General features: G+C 48.2%; 21 protein-coding genes. All 21 read right to left on the bottom strand.

Going from position 1 to position 21,382, the window contains the following annotated elements; genetic code table 11:
* Positions 1–55 precede the first annotated feature (55 nt).
* Complete coding sequence (locus I2G42_RS00190; protein ID WP_117801150.1) at positions 56–985, bottom strand: RluA family pseudouridine synthase; 930 nt, start codon at positions 983–985, stop codon at positions 56–58.
* Positions 978–1,514, bottom strand: a complete 537-nt coding sequence (gene lspA, locus I2G42_RS00185) for a signal peptidase II (protein WP_022462862.1) — start codon at positions 1,512–1,514, stop codon at positions 978–980. Before lspA ends, I2G42_RS00190 begins: the two co-directional genes overlap by 8 nt.
* Positions 1,504–2,616, bottom strand: coding sequence for a 3-dehydroquinate synthase (aroB, locus tag I2G42_RS00180; RefSeq protein WP_055217839.1), 1,113 nt, complete (start codon positions 2,614–2,616; stop codon positions 1,504–1,506). Before aroB ends, lspA begins: the two co-directional genes overlap by 11 nt.
* Before the next feature lie 133 nt (positions 2,617–2,749).
* The gene (locus I2G42_RS00175) at positions 2,750–3,361 is read right to left on the bottom strand and encodes a cell division protein SepF (RefSeq protein ID WP_055217838.1); all 612 of its coding nucleotides are present in this window, start codon (positions 3,359–3,361) and stop codon (positions 2,750–2,752) included.
* 89 nt (positions 3,362–3,450) lie between these two features.
* Complete coding sequence (locus I2G42_RS00170) at positions 3,451–4,146, bottom strand: YggS family pyridoxal phosphate-dependent enzyme (protein WP_022462859.1); 696 nt, start codon at positions 4,144–4,146, stop codon at positions 3,451–3,453.
* 20 nt (positions 4,147–4,166) lie between these two features.
* The gene (locus I2G42_RS00165; RefSeq protein ID WP_195530601.1) at positions 4,167–5,450 is read right to left on the bottom strand and encodes a biotin/lipoyl attachment domain-containing protein; all 1,284 of its coding nucleotides are present in this window, start codon (positions 5,448–5,450) and stop codon (positions 4,167–4,169) included.
* A gap of 205 nt (positions 5,451–5,655) precedes the next feature.
* Complete coding sequence (locus tag I2G42_RS00160; RefSeq protein ID WP_022462857.1) at positions 5,656–6,075, bottom strand: hypothetical protein; 420 nt, start codon at positions 6,073–6,075, stop codon at positions 5,656–5,658.
* A gap of 221 nt (positions 6,076–6,296) precedes the next feature.
* Positions 6,297–7,382 carry a D-alanyl-D-alanine carboxypeptidase family protein gene (locus I2G42_RS00155; protein ID WP_226906396.1) on the bottom strand — a complete coding sequence of 362 codons (1,086 nt, stop codon included), beginning with the start codon at positions 7,380–7,382 and terminating at the stop codon, positions 6,297–6,299.
* The gene (gene mgsA / locus I2G42_RS00150) at positions 7,357–7,761 is read right to left on the bottom strand and encodes a methylglyoxal synthase (protein WP_022462855.1); all 405 of its coding nucleotides are present in this window, start codon (positions 7,759–7,761) and stop codon (positions 7,357–7,359) included. The genes I2G42_RS00155 and mgsA overlap by 26 nt, the downstream gene beginning before the upstream one ends.
* Positions 7,736–8,932: an FtsW/RodA/SpoVE family cell cycle protein gene (locus I2G42_RS00145; protein ID WP_118659646.1), complete on the bottom strand. Its 1,197-nt coding sequence runs from the start codon at positions 8,930–8,932 to the stop codon at positions 7,736–7,738. The genes mgsA and I2G42_RS00145 overlap by 26 nt, the downstream gene beginning before the upstream one ends.
* Positions 8,916–9,176: a cell division topological specificity factor MinE gene (locus I2G42_RS00140; protein ID WP_022462853.1), complete on the bottom strand. Its 261-nt coding sequence runs from the start codon at positions 9,174–9,176 to the stop codon at positions 8,916–8,918. Before I2G42_RS00140 ends, I2G42_RS00145 begins: the two co-directional genes overlap by 17 nt.
* Positions 9,177–9,188: 12 nt before the next feature.
* Entirely contained in the window at positions 9,189–9,968 is a 780-nt protein-coding gene (minD, locus tag I2G42_RS00135; RefSeq protein WP_022462852.1) for a septum site-determining protein MinD, read from the bottom strand.
* A 129-nt stretch (positions 9,969–10,097) separates the two neighbouring features.
* A complete protein-coding gene (locus tag I2G42_RS00130; RefSeq protein WP_118659644.1) occupies positions 10,098–13,082 on the bottom strand; it encodes a penicillin-binding transpeptidase domain-containing protein in 2,985 nt (994 codons plus the stop codon).
* A complete protein-coding gene (gene mreD, locus I2G42_RS00125; RefSeq protein WP_022462850.1) occupies positions 13,067–13,594 on the bottom strand; it encodes a rod shape-determining protein MreD in 528 nt (175 codons plus the stop codon). Before mreD ends, I2G42_RS00130 begins: the two co-directional genes overlap by 16 nt.
* Positions 13,595–14,446, bottom strand: a complete 852-nt coding sequence (mreC, locus tag I2G42_RS00120; protein WP_055228139.1) for a rod shape-determining protein MreC — start codon at positions 14,444–14,446, stop codon at positions 13,595–13,597.
* A 21-nt stretch (positions 14,447–14,467) separates the two neighbouring features.
* Positions 14,468–15,481 (bottom strand): rod shape-determining protein, encoded by a 1,014-nt coding sequence (locus I2G42_RS00115; protein ID WP_055217830.1) that lies wholly within the window; start codon positions 15,479–15,481, stop codon positions 14,468–14,470.
* A gap of 56 nt (positions 15,482–15,537) precedes the next feature.
* The gene (radC, locus tag I2G42_RS00110) at positions 15,538–16,227 is read right to left on the bottom strand and encodes a RadC family protein (RefSeq protein ID WP_195530600.1); all 690 of its coding nucleotides are present in this window, start codon (positions 16,225–16,227) and stop codon (positions 15,538–15,540) included.
* Between the two features lie 94 nt (positions 16,228–16,321).
* The gene (locus I2G42_RS00105) at positions 16,322–17,935 is read right to left on the bottom strand and encodes an NAD(P)/FAD-dependent oxidoreductase (protein ID WP_055228138.1); all 1,614 of its coding nucleotides are present in this window, start codon (positions 17,933–17,935) and stop codon (positions 16,322–16,324) included.
* Positions 17,932–19,119, bottom strand: coding sequence for a BaiN/RdsA family NAD(P)/FAD-dependent oxidoreductase (locus I2G42_RS00100; RefSeq protein ID WP_055228137.1), 1,188 nt, complete (start codon positions 19,117–19,119; stop codon positions 17,932–17,934). Before I2G42_RS00100 ends, I2G42_RS00105 begins: the two co-directional genes overlap by 4 nt.
* Entirely contained in the window at positions 19,119–20,405 is a 1,287-nt protein-coding gene (locus tag I2G42_RS00095) for a methionine gamma-lyase family protein (protein ID WP_055228136.1), read from the bottom strand. Before I2G42_RS00095 ends, I2G42_RS00100 begins: the two co-directional genes overlap by 1 nt.
* Entirely contained in the window at positions 20,399–21,376 is a 978-nt protein-coding gene (gene miaA / locus I2G42_RS00090; protein ID WP_055218339.1) for a tRNA (adenosine(37)-N6)-dimethylallyltransferase MiaA, read from the bottom strand. Before miaA ends, I2G42_RS00095 begins: the two co-directional genes overlap by 7 nt.
* Positions 21,377–21,382 lie beyond the last annotated feature (6 nt).

The following is a 21,382-nucleotide window of genomic DNA, read 5'->3' as shown; positions in this document are numbered from 1 at the left end:
AAACTTATACAAATTAACTATATACTTTTTAAAATATCATTCTTTTTAAGCGGTTTCAGACATTTTTTCGAAACTGCAGCAACAGATTGGAAAAATATTCCGGAATCGGCGCCTCAAACTCCATATAGGCACCGGTCCGTGGATGGATAAATCCAAGTACCATCGCATGCAGCGTCTGTCCCTGCAGGTTTTTCACCGGGCATTTCTTCGGGCCATAAACCGCATCGCCAAGCAGCGGATGCCCGATACTTGCCATATGGACACGGATCTGATGCGTCCGGCCGGTTTCCAGCTGGCATTCAATATACGTATAATTTCCAAAGCGTTCCAGCACACGGTAATGTGTGACCGCCGGTTTTCCGTTCCGTTCATTAATCGCCATCTTTTTCCGGTCTGTCGGATGGCGGCCGATTGCACCGCGCACGGTTCCCTCGTCCTCTTTCAGATTCCCATGGACAATTGCCCGGTACTTTCGGGTAATGGAATGTACAGAGAGCTGTTCTGCGAGGCTCTGGTGGGCGAAATCGCTCTTACAGATAACCAGGGCACCCGTTGTGTCCATATCGATTCTGTGGACGATTCCGGGGCGCAGAACGCCGTTGATGCCGGAGAGATTTCCGCGGCAGTGATACAGAACCGCATTGACCAGTGTTCCGCTGCTGTGGCCTGCCGCCGGATGTACGACCATCCCCTTGGGCTTATTGACGACCAGAAGATCATCATCCTCGTACAGAATATCAAGCGGAATGTTTTCTGGCTCCACGTTCAGTTCTTCCGGTTCCGGCAGAAGCACCAGAACGGCATCACCGGCGGCAACCTTACTGCTTGCTTTCTGCGTTTTTCCGTTGATCGAAACCTTTCCGTCTTTTAAAAGCTTCTGCAGAAAAGAACGGGAACAGTCCGAAAAAGATGCGGCCAGGCACTGATCAATCCGTTTTCCGTCAAAATCCGGTGTAACTTCCAAAATCCGTTCTTCTTCAGCCATCGGACTCCTCCTTTTTGGCGTTTTTATGCAGAAATGCGAAGTCTTCGTCCTTGTAGTACAACAGATACAGCAGTAAAAAGACAGCGACCGATACGGTGACATAAATATCAGCTACGTTAAAAACCGGAAAGTTGATCAGCGAAACGTAGATGAAATCAACGACATAGTGATTCAGAAAACGATCGTAAAAATTTCCGACCGCACCAGCCGTCAGAACAGTCAGCACGGCAAAAAGCGGTAAAAAGCGGCGTGTCTTTGGAAGCTTGTAAAAGACGATCACCATGACGATCAGAAACAATACCGTCATCATAGCAAACAGCCAGTACTGATCCTGCAGAAGTCCGAATGCCATACCGCGGTTTTCCAGATAAAACAGCTCCAAAACCCCTGGAATGAGCTCGATCGACGGCTGGTCCTTCAGATACTGCACTGCCAGTGATTTTGTATACTGATCTGCTGCAAGCAGAAGGACAATCGCTGCCGCGCAAACCAGATAAACGGCCAGCGGAGAAAGTTTTTTACTCTTCATCGATCAGATCTCCATTAATAGAATTGATAGCTTCCAGCATTTCTTCATCTGTAACCGTGCGGTCCACCACAGCATGGCCGACAGACTCCAGAAGGATGAATTTGATCGTACCCTGTTCCATTTTCTTGTCCGATTTTGTTGCAGCCAGAATATCTTCCGATTTCAGGCCGTCCACGGTGATTGGCAGATAGAAACCGACGTTCATATCACGAATCTCGTAAAACTCTTCATCGGAGAGATAACTTCTCTTGTAGGAAATATAGGCAGCAGCAACGGTTCCAAGTGCAACGCACTGGCCATGGAGCAGTTCGAAGTTTTTGAGCTTTTCAATGGCATGACCGATCGTATGGCCAAGATTTAAAACGGCACGCTCTCCCTGTTCTGTTGGGTCATTTTCTACAACCTGGCGTTTGATATCGCAGCATTTCTGGATCATTTTCGTTAATACCGGCTCAATCCGCTCTTCGATCTCAGACATGTGATTGATGGTCCAGATGTAGAATTTTTCATCGCGGATCAGACCTGTTTTCAGGACTTCTCCCATACCGCAGGCAAACTGTTCTCCGTTCAGGGATTTTAAGGTTGCCATATTCATATAGACAAGACGTGGATGATGGAATGCACCGACCATATTTTTGTACTGGTCGAAATCGACGCCCGTTTTTCCTCCAACGCTGGAATCTACCTGTGCAAGCAGTGTCGTCGGAAGCTGGATGAAATCAATGCCGCGCAGATACGTTGCCGCCGCATAGCCGGTCAGATCCCCAACGACACCGCCGCCGAGTGCGAATAAAATGTCTTTTCTCTCAAAGTGGTTTTCAATCAGATGCGTGTACAGATCTTTGACGGTATCCAGATTTTTGCTTGCTTCACCAGCCGGGAAAACAAATGCGGTTACGGTCTCAAACAGCGGGGACAGTACATTTTTTACCTCTTCCAGATACAGTTCTGAAACCGTGCTGTCTGTGACAATGCAGGCCTTTTTTGCAGGGAGTTTTAAGTTCTCCACACAGCCGGCGAGGCGTTCGTAGCTGCCGTCCCAGACAATTTCATAAGAAAATTCAGTAGATGTGCCTTCTCTTTTAACGGTAAGTGTTTTCATAAATTATGCCTCCTGTATGTTCTTTCATGAAAAAAGCATCAGAATCCTGCATCTGATGCTTTTCCTTTGTTACTAAGCAAATCAATAATTGATCCAGTGGATCCATTTTAATTTACTGCAAAGATAATTTTCTTTAATAATCGGTACGGATATTTGGAAGATCAAAAGCTCCGCTTAAGATATCCTGGATGTCGCCGGAAATTTCTACGCTGGACGGTGTCAGGATGAAAATATAGCTGGAAACTTTCTGCAGACTTCCGCTCATGCAGTAGCATGCACCACAGCAGAAATCAATGATTCTCTGGGCAATATCCACATCAATGCCTTCTAAGTTAAGGACAACGGTACATCCGGCCAGAAGCGTATCCGCGATTTCACGGGTATCCTCCATGGAAGCCGGTTTGATGACGCATACTTCCATATTTAATGCACCTGCTTTCTTTCTCATTGGAGTAACTTTCGAGGAAACCGGAGCAGCTGGCTTTGGAGCTCGTGCAGCAGCAGCCTGGCTTGAAGCGGTGGTCTTTGGCGCCGGCTGTTTACGCGGTGCAGTGTGAACCGGTTTCGCCTGCGGCTCTTCCTCTTCGTCCTCATCCTCGTTCTCCAGTTTACGGAAGAAACGTTTCTTTGGTTTTTCTTCTATATCATCGTCTTCTTCATCGAAGAAGCTATCCGAATCAGCATCCTCTTCCTCGTAATCGTCGTTCAGCCGGATGGCATCCAGAAATTTGTCTAAAACACTCATTCTTATACTCTCCTATTTTTAGTCCTGTGGCATTTGGCCAGACAGCCGTGCAGAATGCGCGGGGTCACTCTTCTTGGAAAGGCTTCCTGTTATCTTTTACTGTAATCCCGTTCGCCAAAGACTCCGGTTCCAACCCGTACTAAAGTGGCGCCTTCTTCTACTGCTACTTCGTAATCGCCGGTCATGCCCATGCTCAAAATGGCCATACGTACATTATTAATGTTTTTGGCGGCAATGTCAACACTTAATTCCTTTAATTTGCGAAAAACCGGACGATTTTCTTCTGGATCTTCCACATACGGTGCAATGGTCATAAGTCCCTCCACATGAATTGCCGGAAGTTTTGCGATTTCTTCAATCAATGGAAGGGTTTCCTCTACGGAGACACCAAACTTGCTTTCCTCGCCGGCAACGTTTACCTCGATCAGGATCGGGATTTCGCAGTTGTGCTTTACCGCTTCCTCACTGATCGTTTTTGCCAGACGAAGAGAATCGACAGAATGAATCAGGGCAACTTTTCCTGCAATGTATTTTACTTTATTCCGCTGCAGATGACCGATCATGTGCCAGTGGATATCCTTTGGCAGCACTTCCTCTTTTTCTGTCAGCTCCTGCACTTTGTTTTCACCGAAATTGCGTTCGCCAAGATCATAGATTTCGGAAAGCATTTCGACCGGTTTTGTCTTGCTGACCGCAATCAGGGTAACTTCCTCCCGGTTCCGTCCGGCTCTTTTGCAGGCTTCTGTAATTTTCTTCTGGACTTCTTCATAGTTCTCTTTCAGCATATCTTTCTAACCTCCAGTATTTAATGCACAATATCTTCTTCACTGACGGTGGATGCATTTTCCACAATATAATCATACTGCGAAATGCCGTATTGCGTTTGTTTTTTTATGATAGAATACTCCGCATTCTGATCGACGATCTGAATTTTGCGGAATACAGCATATCCTTTGTTGATGCAGTAAACACCCTGCAGCGGAACCGTTTCTCCAATCTGATACGTTGTGGCGGAATCCTGTGCACGAAGTATATCTCCATCATTAAAAGCGGCCATGTCGACGTAATATTCGACCGGATTATCATTTTCATCATTGACCTGCTCATAGATCGTGGCGTTTACAAATTCTGTCACCGGCTGTCCGTTATCATCCAGCATGACATTTCCTTTTTTATCGGTCTTTTCCCGCAGGAAACCGGAAGAATTGCTGTCTCCGCCCTGTACGAGCATCTGCGCCGGGATTTTATAGAAATCTTTTTCCGTGATGGCAGTATTTGGAATTTTCAGTCCGCTTCCAGTGTTTGTGACCAGCTCTATTGAAAGAAAACGGTCTTCCGCATAACGGATCATCCCGCTTGTAAACGAAATGACAGCATAGTTCTGATCGTTAATGGACTTTAGATTCAGCGTTCCCGTCTGTGTTTTTCCGTCTTTCAGAAATTTAACTTTTATCGTACTGAAATTGGAAAGTGTAACGACCTGCTTATTCGTCACCGGAACGGCAATTTCCCACTGCTCATCTGTCACCAGACGGTATACTGCATTTCCAGGCTCCGTCTGCGCGCCGGAATCAAAGGAAACCACAGAGGCTTTCGTAGAGAAAAGCTCCGGCGTAAGGCTGTCCTCCGTATAGCTTTCATATCCATCACTGCCGTAGACGACAACACCGTCCTGATCTGCATAAAATATTGTCTGTGATGAGGAATCTCCGTTTTCAGCGGCAGCGGCAAGCAGCTTTGCGGAAAGTTCTGTTTTCAGCTGATAAATGCCGGAAAAGGAACTGGAATCATAATCAGAAGAAAAACGTGCGAGCGAGGAACGAAGCGACGTTCTCGTTGCCGCATCTGCCGCAATACCAGAGGTATCGACATTTTCTGTTGCGGAAATCCCATAAACAGCGCTTCCGCGGCTGATTTTCGATGCATTTGGGGTATAGAACTGAACATATCCGCTGCCGGAGGAAAGCTGCACGCTCTCTGTCCGCATGGCGAATGCGGTATAGGTATCATTCCGGGATAAAGTTCCCTGCACAACCTGAAAAGATTTGATATGATCGGCGGTCAGGTAAAAGAAAAGTGAAACTGCCATATAGAAAAAAAGGGCTCCAAAGATGATATTTCCAATATTCAACGCCGGAAAAGGGAAACGGATTCTCGAATGCCGGCGGCTGTTCTTTTTCTGCTTAGACAAAATGTATGCTCCTTTTATTGTTTAATCCATGCGCTAAAAGGACGGTGCCGTAAGCGCCGTCCTTTGGTTTTGTCGCTATGCAATTATTATAATACAGTTTCGGTTACAGTGCAACGATAATCTTATCCTGCATGCCTTCCGGAAGCTCTTCCTTATCCATGGAGACACTTAATACGAAGGTAATGTTATACTGCTTGCCAATGCCTTCCAGCTGTTCAACACAATCTGTGATGTCCTCTCCTTCCAGTTTTGCTACTTTCAGGAAGCTGTCGAGATAAACGCTTGCGAGATCGTGGTCCTGAGAAACGATACCGCAGATAAATCCGATAAATTCATCACTGTTTTTCAGAGGATAGTCGGTTGCGGAAATCAGACGTACTTTGTTGTTTAATTCAAACATGTGCTTTGTGCTCTTGTCAATATACACGATATTTCCGTTTGCGGTTTTTACCTCTGCATTTACTTTGTCTAACAGCTGTTTTGTTTTGCCTTTTCCCTTCTTGCCTACAATTAATTGAACCATAGCAGTTTCCTCCTTAGATTAGAATAAGATATTTTCACCAAAAACCTTTAAGTTCATGGTTTAATTATAGTACAATTCACCAACGTTTTCAATGGTAAAATGAAAAAATTCTGAAAAATCTTCTAATTCGCAGGGAAAGGAGCTCTGTTTTTCTAAACGGATACGACAATCTCCCGGATAGGCAGAAAAAACGCCGTCCGGGGGATTGCAAAAAGATTACGTCAGGAGTTGATATTGGAAAGAAGAGTGTTCATGTCCTCGTACAGTTCCACTTTTGTTGATGCATGAAGAATGACAGAGATAAACGGTTCTCCGTATGCATTCTGGGATACCAGTGCCAGGCAGGAACCGGCCTCATCGGTCGTTCCGGTTTTTCCGCCGAGCACCGTCACATTTTCCGGTGCGTTTTTCTCTCCGGTCAGATATTTGTCCGTGGAGCTTAAATAGATCGTTCCCGCCGTACCGTCCGCATGCGTCATGTTCAGCGTGTAGGAAGACATTGACATCGTATTCTGGAATTCCGTATGCTGATAGGCAGCATACAGCATCAGATAAACATCATATGCAGTAGTGTAATGATTCTCATTGTGAAGACCGTGCGGGTTTGCAAAATGCGTACCGGTCATGGCAAGGGAAGCTGCCTTATCGTTCATCATCTGAACGAAATTCTCTACACTTCCGCCTACCTGGCGGGCAATCGCCATAGCAGCATCGTTGGCAGAATAAATCAACAATGCATGGAAAAGCTGATCCATCGTTACCGTATCGCCCACGGCCAGTCCACTCATCTGGGATCCATCTTCCAGCGCAAGATCCTCTTCTGTGATCGTTACCTGCGTATCCGGCTGGTTGTATTCCATGGCAAGGAGAGCCGTCATGATCTTCGTGATGCTGGCTGGGTAGATCTGATCATACATATTCTGCGCGAACAATACTTTTTTGTGATCCAGATCAAACAGTCCGGCCTTTACCTGTGAAGAAAACGAGATATCATTCAGCGGTACGCTCGTCTCACCGACACAGAGATCGGCAGAGAGCGTTTCAGCCTGAAACCGTTTTTCTGCCGAAAGCGGATCGGAGGCGAGCACCATACTTCGCGCAAACGGCTCTGTAATGTCCATCTGGCGGTCCTGACGGTACAGTTTCACACCGATCAGAACCGCAATAACAGCAACACAGACACCCGCGCCGATGATCAGGCGGTTTAAAATATGTTCGGTTTTTTCCGGAGCAGTCCCGTTTTTCTCCGTTACAGGCAGTTTCTGTTCTTTTTCTGTAGTATTAGTCGTTTCTCCGGTAGATTTCACGCCAGTCCATTTCTCCTCTGTCTAATGATTTGATCAGCATTTCTGCCGTTGCAAGATTGGTGGCAAGCGGAATGCTGTGTACGTCGCAGAGACGGATAATCCGATGGACATCCGGCTCATGCTGTTTCGGCTGTTCCGGATCCCGCAGGAAAATCACAAGATCCAGATCATTCTGTTCAATCTGAGAACCCATCTGCTGAACGCCTCCAACGTGTCCAGCCAGATATTTGCGGACGTTAAGTCCGGTTGCCTCTTCTACCAGACGGCCGGAAGTTCCGGTTGCGTAAAGAGTATGCTTGGCAAGTACCGAGCGGTAGGCGATACACAAGTTCTGAAGCAGCGTTTTTTTTGCATCATGCGCGATCAATCCGATGTTCATTGATGGTTTTCCTCCTTAGTAATTCATAGTTTCTGGTTACAAAATCCCGGTTCTGCAGTCCGACATTCAGGACAAGCCCCATTCCGATGTAAAGTGTTACAAGGGAGGTCAGTCCATAGCTGACGAACGGAAGCGGTGTACCGGTGTTCGGCAGGATTCCGGTTGCAACACTGATATTCAGAAAGCTCTGAAAGGCAATGAGTCCTGCCATACCGCAGCAGATCAACGTTCCTGACAGATCTTTTGCTTTCCGGGAAGTCCGGATGCATTCGACGAGAATCAGGAACAGGAGCAGGATGATTCCGCAGCATCCAAAGAAACCAAGTTCCTCTCCTGCCACTGCAAAAATAAAGTCATTATGGTTCTGGGAAACGAAATTTCCCTTATTTGCGGAAGAAACTTTATTGTTGTTGAGTCCTTTTCCGGTCAGCTTTCCGGAACCGATGGCTGTAATGGAATTCTGCTGCTGGAGACGGCCGTCGGCGTTGTCGGCATCATCGCTTAACCAGTCCTGAATTCGCCCAAGCTGATAACCAATCGTCTTGTCAAGAGCCGCCGGAAGCTGGAAATTCACCTGCGTAATGACAAGCAGAAGCGCAAGTACCAGTGCTGAACCGGAAACCAGAACAACGGCGATAACTTTGTAGCTTAAGCCCGCCACATACATCATAAAGCAGAACAGAACCATGACCGTAATCGTATTTTTCAAATCCGGCTGACGGTAAATCATAACGAGCGGCGGAATCAGAAGCCCGATCGCGGTAAAAATGGTTTTCGCCGTATTCAGATCTTCTTCATGCTTCATCAGAAACATCGCAAAAAACATGATCAGAAAGATTTTTGAAAGCTCGGTCGGCTGAAACTGAAAGCTTCCGATCTGAATCCAACGGGTCGCACCAAACGTGTTTTTTGCGGTAGAACCGCCGAGATAAAGAACGCCAAGCATCATCAGATTTCCGATGTAAAGAACCCAGTAAAAATTCAGAAGCCAGCTATAGTCAAGTAAAGAGACAATAATCATGATGACTACGCCCAATACGACTCCGATGGCCTGTTTTTTCTGGTCTGCACTGTCTGCACTTCCGATCAGAAACACACCAATAATGCTGATGGCAATCAGAAGAATGACCAGCCGGAAATTATAATTTTTCAGCTTATATCGTCTTAACATGATACTCCTCGTTTCTTTTCAATGGTATTTTCGCTGTCAGTATGACAGGGGTTGTTTGTGTAATGGTGACGGAAATTTCATCCGCCTCAACGGTAAGGTATTTTCCTGCAGCAGCAGAAAGATCATTTTTCAGCATCTGAAGCGATGCCGGAGAACAGTTCAGACGTTCTGCCATTAAAAGATTGGACAGACGTTCTTTTGCAACGAGGCCGGAGTGCGGCTTTCTGCCTGAAAATAAACCCATACCAGTTCCCTCCTATCGCCCGAATACGCGGCGGAAAAATCCCTTTTTGCTGTCAAGATCCAAGTAGGGAACACTCTCCCCGAGGATCCTGTGGCTGATATTCGTAAAGGCTTCTCCTGCCTTGGAACCGCTTCCAGCGATCGCTTCGCCCTGGTTGGTGGCGATTACTACCTGCTCATCATCGGGCAGAATGCCGAGCAGCGGAACAGCAAGAATTTCCTGTACATCATCCACCGACATCATTTCACCGCGTTTTACCATATCCGGCCGGATACGATTGATGACAAGAGAGATATCCCTCAGATCCTGCGCCTCCAGAAGGCCGATGATGCGGTCCGCGTCCCGGATGGCCGAAACCTCCGGCGTAGTCACAACAATTGCCTTATTGGCACCGGCAACTGCATTTGCAAATCCCTGCTCAATGCCTGCCGGACAGTCAAGAAGAACAAAATCAAAGCTCTGTTTTAATTCATCGCAGAGTTTTTTCATCTGCTCGGGCGTTACGCTTGTCTTGTCCCTCGTCTGGGCAGACGGGAGAAGGTAGAGCTGCTCGTACCGTTTGTCGCGGATTAGCGCCTGCTTCATCCGGCAGTTGCCCTCCACAACATCCACAAGATTGTAGACAATCCGGTTTTCAAGGCCGAGCACGACATCCAGGTTTCGAAGACCGATGTCGGTATCTACCATCACAACTTTCTTTCCAAGCTGTGCCAGCCCGATTCCGATATTTGCTGCGGTTGTCGTCTTTCCGACGCCGCCTTTTCCTGATGTAATTACAATGACTTCACTCATCTGGAACCTCCTTGTTGAAAACTGTTCTGCATTTTCATGCCGCAGGATGCGTCCAAACCTTTGTTTAAAAACGCATCCTTTCTCTTTTGCAGCTTTCTTCCCAGGCTTCGTTTCTGCCGGAAAAATTCCTTAGTCTGCTCTCACGCTTGCAACACCGTTGGAGTTTGCCTGACCGGACAGAATATCGTCTGAGAGGCCATAGTAATAATCTAAGATATCCTTAGCTACCAACTCTGCGTTCATAGAAGAATATCCAAACGGAATGCGGACGGCAAGAGCAATATCGTCTCTGCTCTCATAGTGAGAGAAGCCGATAAACAGTCCATGGTTTGCACGTGTACGGTCTTCCTGCGCGGTACCGGTTTTTCCGGAAAGCTCTACCGGCCAGGATTCCGGGAAAATGGTCGCATTGGATACGCTGATTACTTTTCGCATGCCTTCGTGTACCAGATCCCAGATGTTGGAATCAACATCCATTTCTGAATTTACCGTCGGGCCGAAATCTGCGCCCATATCGATGTCATTGCCATCCGAATCCGTTGCTTTCTGCAGAAGGGAAAGATTATAAACCGTACCGGAATTTGCAATCGTTGTGACATAGCGTGCAAGCTGTGTCGTCGTATAGTTGTTGGTACCCTGACCAATCGAGGAAGGGATCGGGAGGGAATCGGTTACATTCGGATCGGTTTCCGAAATTTCGATTCCAGTCTTTTCATCCAGCTTAAACATATCGGCATATTTCTGGATCATTTCCAGAGAGCGCTTCTGTTTAAAGGTGCCGTTCTCATCGAGTCCCAGACGATATCCAAGCGTACAGAAGAACACGTTGCAGGAGTTCTGGATGGCACCGACAATGTTCAGATCTCCGTGGCCGCTCAACTGATGGCAGTGGACATAGTCAGATTCGTTGACAAGTCCTTCCCCGAACAGACCGTTGCAGTTGATGGTACTGGTCGGAGTAATTATGCCTTCGCTTAATCCGGCAACCGCCATCAGCGGTTTAAAGGTGGAACCAGGAGCCGTCTTCTGCTGGGTTGCTTTGTTGTACAGCGGGCTGGATTCATCGGTATTCAATTTTGCCCAGTATGCGGTATCCATCTGGTTTGCCAGGCGGTTGTTGTCGTAGCCAGGATAGGAAACACAGGCTAAAATAGCACCGGTATTCGGGTCCGTAATGACAGCAGAACCGGAACACGGATCGAGTGCAAGCTGTGCCGGGGTGATTTCCAGTTTGGCGATTTTATCGGACAGAAGCTGGAACGGTGTCATATTTCCTGCAACATAAGCGGCATAATCGTCATCCTCTTTCGTCAGAAGGTTCTGATCATACATCAGATTGCAGATATCATAGCCATCGAGCATATCCTGCAGCAGCATATAGTGATACATCTTTTTTGCAAATGTTGTATTGTTTGCCAGACGGTCCAGAATAACCTCCGTCAGCTTCTGATAAACCTCCTGAGAATCCAGGTAGGCATCATCCTGCGTCAGTGCTGAGACATCAATCCAGTTCTGGCTTGCCGCATACGTCAGATAATCACGAAGAGAAATCGTTCCGTCATTCCATGCCTGATAGGTGGCGTCTTTCTCATCAATTGCTGTTGAAGAAAGAATACCCATCGTACTGGAAAGCAGCTTATCCACGATGAATGTCTCATATTCCTGCATTTCATCGCTAAGGTCGTTGTAAACGGTTGCTGTTTCAACGGTCAGTTCCTGCGTAATCTCGGCAAGCACCTGCTGGAGCTTCTGCTGGAACAGTGCATAGATCCGCTGCTCACGCTCCGTGGCATCCGCCGCCGAGAAATGGGAAATATCAATCGTGCTGTTTTCGATCAGTGCATTGTATACATCGTAAATTGGAATCGGAACGGCATCCGTATTGGCAAGTGTTGAGGTATCAACGGATTTTACATCACTCAGATACTGTTTCAGAATGCCGGCAATTCTCTGTTCCAGAATTTTATATACCGCAATCTGCAGGTCATAATCAATCGAAAGATAGACGTTATTTCCCTGTTTTGGCTCAACCAGGGATCCTTCTACCGTTTCCAGCTCTTTTCCGACGTTATTAACGATAATCTCTTCTGATCCGTCGGTTCCCTGAAGGATTGTCTCCATATACTGTTCCAGACCAGATTTTCCGACGATGGATTCCGTGGAATACGTTTCTTCTTTTCCCTGGCTCTTCAGCTCTTCATTCAGTTCTGTCAGCTCGTCTGAGGACGCCTGGCCCGTATAACCGATCAGAGAGGAAAAATACTTTCCGTCATAATATACACGCTCGGAATCTTCCGAAATGCTGACACCCTGCAGAACATCTTCATTCTCTGCAATCGATGCAGTTGTATTGCTGCTGACGCCGGAAGCAACTGTCACGCGGACATACTTCTGATAATTCGTCTGTTTCATCTTATAGCGGATCACCAGAATTTCCAGACGCTCCTGATTGGAAAGAGAAAGGACCGCATTTCCGGATTCGTCTGTCTGGTATGGAAGACCATACTCTTCAAAATCTTTGGCAGAATATGCGTATTTTTCATCGTCAGAATAGGCATCCAGGCCAAAGCCGTCCGGTCCGGCAAGAAATGTCATCAGCGTTTCGGCACTGGAACTCTTCTGTTCTGCCGTCATATCGTCGATTTTCTTCTGTCCATAAATGTCTGCACGGAAACGGTCGCGGGTCGTTCCCTCTTCACCTGTAAAAACAAACGCACCGTTCTCATCCACTTCAATCGGGAAGGTGCTGGTGTCAATCGAGTCTCCGTTTGCACGAATCAGCTTACAGAGACGATAGAGTTCTGCGTTCAGAGAGAGAATACGTTCTTTTGTCGTGTTGTACGTTCCGTTATCCTCGATGGTTACGGAGTAGGAAACCTTATTTCCAGCGATCAGTTTTCCGTTCCGGTCATAAATATTTCCTCTTGTACTATCAAGGGTTCTGGTTTTTGTGATTTGCAGTTCAAAATTATCCGCATACTCTTCTCCATGCACCACCTGCAGGATAAAAAGTCTTCCGATCAGGACGGCAAACATAGCAAGGAAAACCACACCAAGCAATAGGGTGCGGTTTTCACCGAGTCTGCGGAAAAGTTTTCTTATCTTCTTAGCCATGGCGACTGTTGTCCTTCCATTTCATTTTCGGTCAGTTTACGGTTGATGATAAATAAAAGCCGGTAAAGCAGAATGGAGAGCACTACCGTGTATACCATTTCCGGCAGAATAATATGCGCCAGATAATCGAAAAAGTGCAGGCGCACGCGCAGCAGGAACTGCAGCACATACATCAGCAGACTGTAGACAAGATCGCTGGCAGCGACCAGTACAATGTGTACCTTAATATCATCGTCATAGAAGACTTTGCAGAAAAAGCCATTCAGATAACCGATATACATGTAGAGCAGTGCGTAAAATCCAAACAGGCTGCCGTAGAACAGATCAATCATCAGACCGCTGAAAAATCCGACCATCAGTCCCTCTTTTTTTCCGCGCATCAGCCCAAAGGCGGACGTCAGAATCAGAAGAAGGTTCGGCGTTACGGACGCGATCTGAAAATACTGAAATACAGTTGTCTGTAACAGGAAAGCTGCCAGAATCAGAAAGGCAAGCGTGATTTTTCTGCGCATTTACTCTCCTCCCTGCTGTTTTAATTCTTTGATCACGAGAACTTCCTGAATATGTTGAAAATCCACAACAGGAATGATGTATCCCTTTTTCGTCAGGTGATTGGAGTCCTCGGTGATTTCACTGACATAGCCGATCAGAATACCGCGGAGGTATTTATCACTGATGTTCGATGTCACAATCTTTTCGCCCTCAGCTACCGTGTCGGTTGTATTCAGCTGGGAAAAGGCAAGCTTTCCGTCGCTGATCAGGCGCAGATCACCCGATACAATACACGTATCCGAGGTAGATGCTGTCATGGCGCTCACGGAACTGGAGTCATCAATGATAGAGCGGACAGTAGCGGAATTGGAACTTACCTCCTCAACAAGTCCAACAAGGCCGCCGTCTGCAATAACGTTCATATCTTTCTGAATCCCGTCATTTGATCCTTTGTTGATGACAAAGGTATCATACCAGTTGCCCGGATCCTTTGAGATGACCTGTGCTGCTACTTTTTCATATTCCGAGTAGGACTGGTCCAGCTGATACAGCTCCTGAAGACGCTGCAGCTCCTGCTGCTCCTGTACAAGCTGATTGTTTTCCTCAGTCAGATCCGTGACCTTCTGTTCAAGCTCCTCTTTCTCGGCAGACAGTTTTTTGACGTTCTGGAAACCGGTCAGACAGTCTGTCAAATACGCACCGATCTGGTTAATTCCGTTCTGAAACGGGATGATCACAAAGCCTGCGGCTTCCCGGATCGGCGTGACCGGCATTTTGTCTGCTGCACTGCCTAAAATGCCGGAGAGACACAGGAACGTCATGATGAAAAGTAAATGTTTGCTTTTTAGCTGAAATTTTTTCTTCTTATTCATAGCGGGTCCTTTTTGATAGATTTACTTCTTTTTATTTACCGTGTAAGCCCAGCGATGCAGCGCATCGTGCGTGATCAGTTCCTTGAGCCCACAGATGGTACAGAGGTCATAATACTGGGAAAGCTGCACCGGACAGCCGAGCTGTCTCGAAAGATAGCGGTCAATGTTCGGAATCCTTGTGCTTCCGCCGGTGATATAAATACCCTCTTTCTGGATATGATCGTGGATCTGCGGCGGTGTACGCTCCAGCGCATGCTTGATTTCCTCGCCGATCTCATTAACACCGGAAAGGAGTGCTTCGTTTACGAGGGAAGAAGTAATGATCCCTTCCATTGGAAGACCGGATGCACCATCTACGCCGCGCACCTTCCGCGCCTCTTTTTTGTCTGTTCCAAGATCCGCCAGCGCAATCTTGACACGTTTGGCTGTTTTGGAGCCAATCTGGAAATTGTTTTTGCGGCGGTTCAGATTGCATATCGATTCGTTGAACTGTTTTCCGCCTACCGGGATGATTCTGGAAAAAATAACTCTCGCGTTGGCGATAACAGAAATCTCTGTGCTCTGCGCTCCGATGTTGACAATCATGGAACCCTTCGTGCGGTTGATCGGAATGCCAAGTGCCAGCGCATCCGCGATTGGTTTATCCACAAGATACATGCGGCAGTTTTTTAAGGCTCCCTTATGTGCAATCGTATAATAAGAACGCCGTTCAATCTCTGTCATATCGCAGGGAACTGAAAAATACAGCTCCGGGCGGTATCCCATGTGGCGCGTACAGCGGTGGAGAAGCGTGTGCAAAACGGCTTCTACCATCAATACATTCGCAATGCGTCCGTTGCTCATGGGGGTAATTACCTCGATATTGGAAGGCGTTCTCTCGTGCATTTCATATGCGTAATTTCCAACGGCAATCACCTGTTCGCGGTTGCGTATGGCAATCATATTTTTTTCTTTTGTGATTGTGTCTTTCTTCAGGTCATAGATTTTGACGGTACTGGTGCCAAGGTCTATGCCGTATACATTTCGAATCTGCATCGTGCTCCTTTAACTTGTTCCCTTCCTTTGGGCATTTCTGCCTCGGATTTTCGGGATCAGATTCCCTGTTCCAGCATACTGGTATAACAGTGATCCCCGATAATAATGTGATCCAGCAGGGTAATGCCGAGCATTTCGCCCGCCCGCCGGATCTGCCGTGTCACGGTAATGTCGTCACCGCTTGGTTCCGGGATTCCGCTTGGATGGTTGTGAACCAGTAGAATATGAACCGCACGGAACTGCAGTGCCGCAAGAAAAAGCTCCCGCGGCGAAATCATCGTCGCATTGACCGTTCCTCTTGTGATTTCCTTTTCTCCGAGAAGCTGATTTTTTGTGTCCAGCATCATGCAGAGAAGAACCTCCTGATCCTCGTGGCGGAGACGTTCCATGTAATAATCCGCAATGGAAGCCGGATCATGAAAGCAGAGACCTTTTCTTGCTCCGGCCGCGGCCATTCGTTTGGAAAGCTCACCGATGCACTGGAGCTGGATCGCTTTTACTTCCCCGACTCCGCGGATCTGCAGAAGTTCCTGTCTTGTACAGTGATAGAGTCCTAACAGGCCCTCCTCTTTTCCGGAAAGGGAAAGAATTTCTCTTGCGAGCTCCAGGGATGTTTTTCCCCTTGCCCCACATCGTAAAATGACAGCCAGAAGCTCCGCGTCGGAAAGACTTTCCGGGCCGTTTTCCAGGCATTTTTCATATGGCTGTTCCATCGTCGGCAGGTTTCGTAATCCATTTTTTCTCATGTATTCCTCCCACCACTCTTCCGGGAATTTTCATGGAATACATTGGTTTGAATCACCCATCATTCTAGCACAACTTTCCGCAGATGTATAGGAATTATGAAAAATTCATATATTTTTTTGCAATTTCCTCTGCCGTTTTTAATCCGTCCATGGCTGCGGAAGTGATGCCTCCCGCATAGCCTGCGCCCTCTCCGCACGGGTAAAGACCGGTAAGCGACGGACTTTCGAGCGTTTCATTTCTTACAATGCGGACCGGTGACGAGGTACGCGCTTCCACGCCGGAAAGAACGGCGTCCGGACGGGAAAAGCCGTGGATTTTCCGCTCAGATGCACGAATGCCTTCCACAAGGGAGTCTCCGATAAACGTCGGAAGAACTTCCCGCAGATTGGCGAAAGTCCATTCTCCGCAGATGGAAGGGGTTACCTCTCCAAGTGCTGTAGAAACTCTGTTTTCACAGAAATCACCAAAAAGCTGCACCGGAACTTTGCCTTTTCCGGCTTCCCACGCAGCGTGTTCAAGCGCTCTCTGGAATGCCACACCATCGAGTACGTCCGGCGTTCCCTCTACATGGTACGGGCGGTAGTCTTCCGGTGTTACGGTGACAATCATAGCGCTGTTCGCATTTTTACCTTCCCGGTCAGAATAACTCATACCGTTGACGCAGGTGCGTTCCGCTTCCGAGGATGCGTTGACAACATAGCCGCCGGGACACATGCAGAATGAGTACACACCTCTTCCGTTTTCACACTGATTGGTGAGCTTATACGGTGCTGCCCCAAGGAAATCCGGTGCCTCCGGTCCGTACTGATCCTCCGTGATCATCTTCTGCGGATGCTCAATGCGGACGCCGACAGCGAAGGATTTTGCTTCCATGGAGATCTTATTTTCGCAGAGTTTAAAGAAGGTATCGCGTGCAGAGTGGCCGATCGCAAGGACTGCAGTCTCCGCGGCAATCTTCTCGGTTTCATTGACGGTTACAGAAGTGAGTCTGCCGTTTTCAATCCCAAAGTCCGTCACTTTTGCTCCGAAACGGACTTCTCCGCCCCATGCCTCGATCTTTTTCCGCATTGTTGTCACAATTCCGATGAGCTGATCGGTGCCAAGGTGCGGTTTCTGATCGTACAGAATTTCTTCCGGTGCCCCGCATTCCGTGAAGATCCGGAGTACCTCACGGTTTCTGCCGGATGGATCCTTCACCGAAGTGTTTAATTTTCCATCCGAAAACGTACCGGCGCCGCCCTCTCCGAACTGTACGTTCGATTCCGGGTTCAGAACGCCGGTTTTCCAGAACGCATCGACACTTTTCTTTCTCTGTTCTGCAGATTCGCCGCGCTCCAGAACGAGCGGACGGTAGCCATGCTTTGCGAGAACATAGGCACAAAAAAGTCCTGCCGGACCGCTTCCGATAATAACCGGCCGGTGAACAAGAGTCTGTTCTCCGGATTTTGGGAACACATATGGCTTTTTCTCCGCTTTTACGATCTGGTTATTTTTCGCCTTCCGCAGTACGGCGTTCTCATCTTTTACTTTTACATCAAGCTGATAAACGTATTTTAATTCGGATTTCTTTCTGGCATCAATTGAGCGGCGTAAGAGCTCAATTTCCTGCAGATCGTGTTTTCCGATTTTCAGTGTTTTTCTTATTTTCTGTTCCAGTTCCTCCTGTGTGTGGGTGACTGGAAGCTTTAATTGCTGTATCCGAATCATGCATGTTCTCCTGCTGCAGCTCTTCCGGCTGCACTTCCGCTGGACCAGGCCCACTGGAGATTGTAGCCGCCGCAGACGCCGTCGACGTCCAGGGCTTCTCCCGCAAAGAAAATACCAGGGTGCTGTACCGATTCCAGAGAATCCGTAAGCTGGTCGAGCGTGATGCCGCCCGCACACACCTGGGCTTTTCCAAAGTCGGTCTGGCCGGTGATCTGTAAACGATATGATTTGATGGCGCCTGCCATTTCTTCCGGAGTCTTTTTCTTTCCGATCAGAACCGGAATGAGTTTTTCCGGAAGAAGACCGATCAGAAGCTCTTTTGGCGCTTTATACGGGCAGATTTCCTGCCGTCTGACAAGTTCTGCAGTAAGCTCCAATTCCGTCAGTTCCGGAAAGAAGTCTACGAGAAGTTCAACGCGTTTTTTCTGCATGCAGGCGCGCACAGCGAACCGGGAAATCTGGAATACCGGGATGCCGGAGACACCGTAGTCGGTAAGCTGCAGCTCTCCCTGTTCCGTCAGAATCTCCTGATTTTCAACCAGAAGCGTAATCTTCGCGCGCACCCGAACACCCGCCCAGGAGGAAAACTGGTTTCCTTTGCAGCGGAGCGGGCAGAGGGCCGGGAAAAACGGAATCGAAGCGAGCTGAAGCTGATCGGCAAATCGAAGTGTATCTCCGTCGGAACCGGCGATCTGGGAAGCACAGCTTCCGCAGCAGATGATGACGCTGTCAGCCGGGTACTGCCATCCTTCGGTGCGCACCAGATAACCATTTTCGGCTTTTTCCACTGCAACAGCCGTTTCCCGTGTCTTGATTTTTACCTTTCGGAATCTGGCTTCCAAAATCAGCAGCTCAAGAACGGACTGTGCCTGCTCGCTGGCCGGATAAAGCCAGCCTTCACGGCTCCGGATGCGGATGCCGAGCTGTTCAAAAAACTGTTCGGTGTCCTGTTCGGTAAACTGTTCGAGAACCCGTGATGCACGCTCCTGATTTCCCGTGCGGTAGCACGATGCATCCTGATAACGATTGGTAAAATTACACCGTCCGTTTCCGGTCGCAAGAAGCTTTCTGCCCGGTTTATCGTTCTTTTCCAGAACGGTGACCGCGGCACCGAGACGTGAGGCCCAAATTGCCGCCATCAGTCCGCTCGCGCCGCCGCCGATAATTACCACATTTTTTGCCATTATAATGTCACCATACCGGCATCGACGAGTTTCTGAAGACTCATCAGAATACCGAATTTTGCGTGCTGCCACGTAAGCCCACCCTGAAAATAGACAGCGTACGGCGGTTTGATCGGGCCATCGGCAGAAAGTTCAATGGAAGAGCCCTGCACGAAAGCGCCAGCTGCCATGATAACTGGGCTGTCGTAACCTGGCATATCCCAAGGTTCCGGGGAAACGAAGCTGTCGACCGGGGCAGCTGCCTGGATACCCTGGCAGAATGCGATGACGCCTTCCGGTTTTCCAAAGGTTACCGCCTGAATGATGTCGTGACGGCTCTCGGTTCCGTTTGGAACAACGGCAAATCCCAGTTTCTCATAAACATTTGCAGCAAAGACAGCACCTTTTAATGCCGCTGCGGTAACGGTCGGTGCCAGGAAGAATCCCTGGTAGAAGGAACCGTTCACACCGAGTGTTGCGCCAACCTCTTTTCCAAGTCCCGGGGAGAGCAGACGGTATGCTGCATTTTCCACGTACTTTTTCTTTCCAACAATGTAACCGCCGGCCGGAGCCAGTCCGCCGCCCGGGTTTTTGATCAGGGATCCGACCATCAGATCTGCACCGACATTGGTCGGTTCGATCGTCTCCACGAACTCGCCGTAGCAGTTATCGACCATACAGATGACATCTGGTTTGATATTTTTAATAAATGCAATCAGTTCACCGATGCGGGTAACAGAAAGCGTCGGTCTGGTCTGATATCCTTTCGACCTCTGAATCGTCACCATCTTTGTCTTTTTGTTGATGGCATTTTTGATTCCTTCGTAATCGAAAGAGCCGTCCTCTTTTAAATCTACCTGGCGGTAAGTTACGCCATATTCCGCAAGAGATCCGACGGACGGGCGGATGCCGATCACTTCCTCAAGGGTGTCGTACGGTTTTCCAACAGGAGAAAGCAGTTCGTCGCCCGGGCGGAGATTTCCGGAAAGCGCCGTTGCAAGCGCATGGGTTCCGCAGGCGATCTGCGGGCGTACCAGTGCATCCTCAGTGCCGAAGCACGTTGCATAGACCTGCTCCAGCGTATCACGTCCCAGGTCATTGTATCCGTATCCTGTGGTTCCATATAAGCATGCCTCGCTGACCTTGCTTGCCTGCATGGCGTGGATGACCTTTAACTGGTTGTATTCTGCGATTTCATCAATTTTTGCAAAACGCTCTTTTAATTCTTCCTCAATTTTCGTTCCAAATGCGAAAACCTCTTTGGAAATGCCAAGTGTGCTGTACATAGCAGCTTTTTCTGTCAACATGATTGTTCTCCTTCTTCCTTTGCATCGGCCGAAACGATTTCGTTCCAGCGATCCAGCATATATGATAATATTTTTTCTTCGTCGTAGTCAAAATCCGGCTTGTTCAGCCAGATCACATCCTTTTCCCGTCGGAACCAGGTCAGCTGCCGTTTGGCAAAATGACGGGTGTCCCGCTTGATGATATAGACGGCCTCCTCCAGCGTGCATTCGCCCGCAAGATATGGGAACAGTTCTTTGTAGCCCAGTCCCTGCATGGAGACAAGATCTCTTGTGTATCCCATTTCTTTCAAACGGAAAACTTCATCAACCAGTCCGTCGCGGATCATCTGATCGACACGCCTGTCAATGCGGTCATACAGAATCGAACGTTCGTCGTTCAGCACAAAATAAGCAGAACAGTACGGAGATTCCTTCTGCTTCTGCTCCTCGTTGTGCTCCGAAATCTTCTGTCCTGTCTCGTGATAATATTCCAGCGCCCGGATTACACGTTTTACATTATTCGGGTGAATCGTCTCCGCGGAAGCAGGATCAACCTCGGAAAGTTCCCGGTACAGTTCTGCCGCGCCTTCCTCCGTTGCTGCTTTTTCTTCCAGCTGTTTCCGGATCGGCAGTTCACCGTGCGATTCCGTAAAATCAACTTCTTTTAAAAGCGCCTGGATATAAAAGCCGGTGCCGCCCGTCACGATCGGAATCTGTCCGGCGGCGTATATTTTTTCCATCGCTTCATGCGCCAGTTCCACAAACTTCACGACGTGAAACTCTTCGGAAGGATCGAGCACATCGATCAGATAATGCGGAACGCCGCACATCTCCTCCGGGCGGATTTTGGCAGATCCGATATCCATATGGCGGTAGACCTGCATGGAATCCGCGGAGATAATGGCCCCATTTACCGCTTTGGCAAGCGAAATCGACAGCTTCGTCTTACCGACAGCGGTCGGACCGGTCAGGATAATCAAAGGTTTTTTCAAAAAAAT

This window comes from Fusicatenibacter saccharivorans, assembly GCF_015557635.1.
GTDB lineage: Bacteria > Bacillota > Clostridia > Lachnospirales > Lachnospiraceae > Fusicatenibacter > Fusicatenibacter saccharivorans.
The sequence above is the reverse complement of the archived record's forward strand: the minus strand, read 5'-3'. Positions and strand labels throughout refer to the sequence as shown.

Excerpts from the sequence above, each read along its gene's own strand:
- I2G42_RS00190 (WP_117801150.1), bottom strand. The coding sequence starts at position 985 with ATGGCTGAAGAAGAACGGATTTTGGAAGTTACACCGGATTTTGACGGA.
- lspA (WP_022462862.1), bottom strand. The coding sequence starts at position 1,514 with ATGAAGAGTAAAAAACTTTCTCCGCTGGCCGTTTATCTGGTTTGCGCG.
- aroB (WP_055217839.1), bottom strand. The coding sequence starts at position 2,616 with ATGAAAACACTTACCGTTAAAAGAGAAGGCACATCTACTGAATTTTCT.
- I2G42_RS00175 (WP_055217838.1), bottom strand. The coding sequence starts at position 3,361 with ATGAGTGTTTTAGACAAATTTCTGGATGCCATCCGGCTGAACGACGAT.
- I2G42_RS00170 (WP_022462859.1), bottom strand. The coding sequence starts at position 4,146 with ATGCTGAAAGAGAACTATGAAGAAGTCCAGAAGAAAATTACAGAAGCC.
- I2G42_RS00165 (WP_195530601.1), bottom strand. The coding sequence starts at position 5,450 with ATGGCAGTTTCACTTTTCTTTTACCTGACCGCCGATCATATCAAATCT.
- I2G42_RS00160 (WP_022462857.1), bottom strand. The coding sequence starts at position 6,075 with ATGGTTCAATTAATTGTAGGCAAGAAGGGAAAAGGCAAAACAAAACAG.
- mgsA (WP_022462855.1), bottom strand. The coding sequence starts at position 7,761 with ATGAACATCGGATTGATCGCGCATGATGCAAAAAAAACGCTGCTTCAG.
- I2G42_RS00145 (WP_118659646.1), bottom strand. The coding sequence starts at position 8,932 with ATGTTAAGACGATATAAGCTGAAAAATTATAATTTCCGGCTGGTCATT.
- I2G42_RS00140 (WP_022462853.1), bottom strand. The coding sequence starts at position 9,176 with ATGGGTTTATTTTCAGGCAGAAAGCCGCACTCCGGCCTCGTTGCAAAA.
- minD (WP_022462852.1), bottom strand. The coding sequence starts at position 9,968 with ATGAGTGAAGTCATTGTAATTACATCAGGAAAAGGCGGCGTCGGAAAG.
- I2G42_RS00130 (WP_118659644.1), bottom strand. The coding sequence starts at position 13,082 with ATGGCTAAGAAGATAAGAAAACTTTTCCGCAGACTCGGTGAAAACCGC.
- mreD (WP_022462850.1), bottom strand. The coding sequence starts at position 13,594 with ATGCGCAGAAAAATCACGCTTGCCTTTCTGATTCTGGCAGCTTTCCTG.
- mreC (WP_055228139.1), bottom strand. The coding sequence starts at position 14,446 with ATGAATAAGAAGAAAAAATTTCAGCTAAAAAGCAAACATTTACTTTTC.
- I2G42_RS00115 (WP_055217830.1), bottom strand. The coding sequence starts at position 15,481 with ATGCAGATTCGAAATGTATACGGCATAGACCTTGGCACCAGTACCGTC.
- radC (WP_195530600.1), bottom strand. The coding sequence starts at position 16,227 with ATGAGAAAAAATGGATTACGAAACCTGCCGACGATGGAACAGCCATAT.
- I2G42_RS00105 (WP_055228138.1), bottom strand. The coding sequence starts at position 17,935 with ATGATTCGGATACAGCAATTAAAGCTTCCAGTCACCCACACACAGGAG.
- I2G42_RS00100 (WP_055228137.1), bottom strand. The coding sequence starts at position 19,119 with ATGGCAAAAAATGTGGTAATTATCGGCGGCGGCGCGAGCGGACTGATG.
- I2G42_RS00095 (WP_055228136.1), bottom strand. The coding sequence starts at position 20,405 with ATGTTGACAGAAAAAGCTGCTATGTACAGCACACTTGGCATTTCCAAA.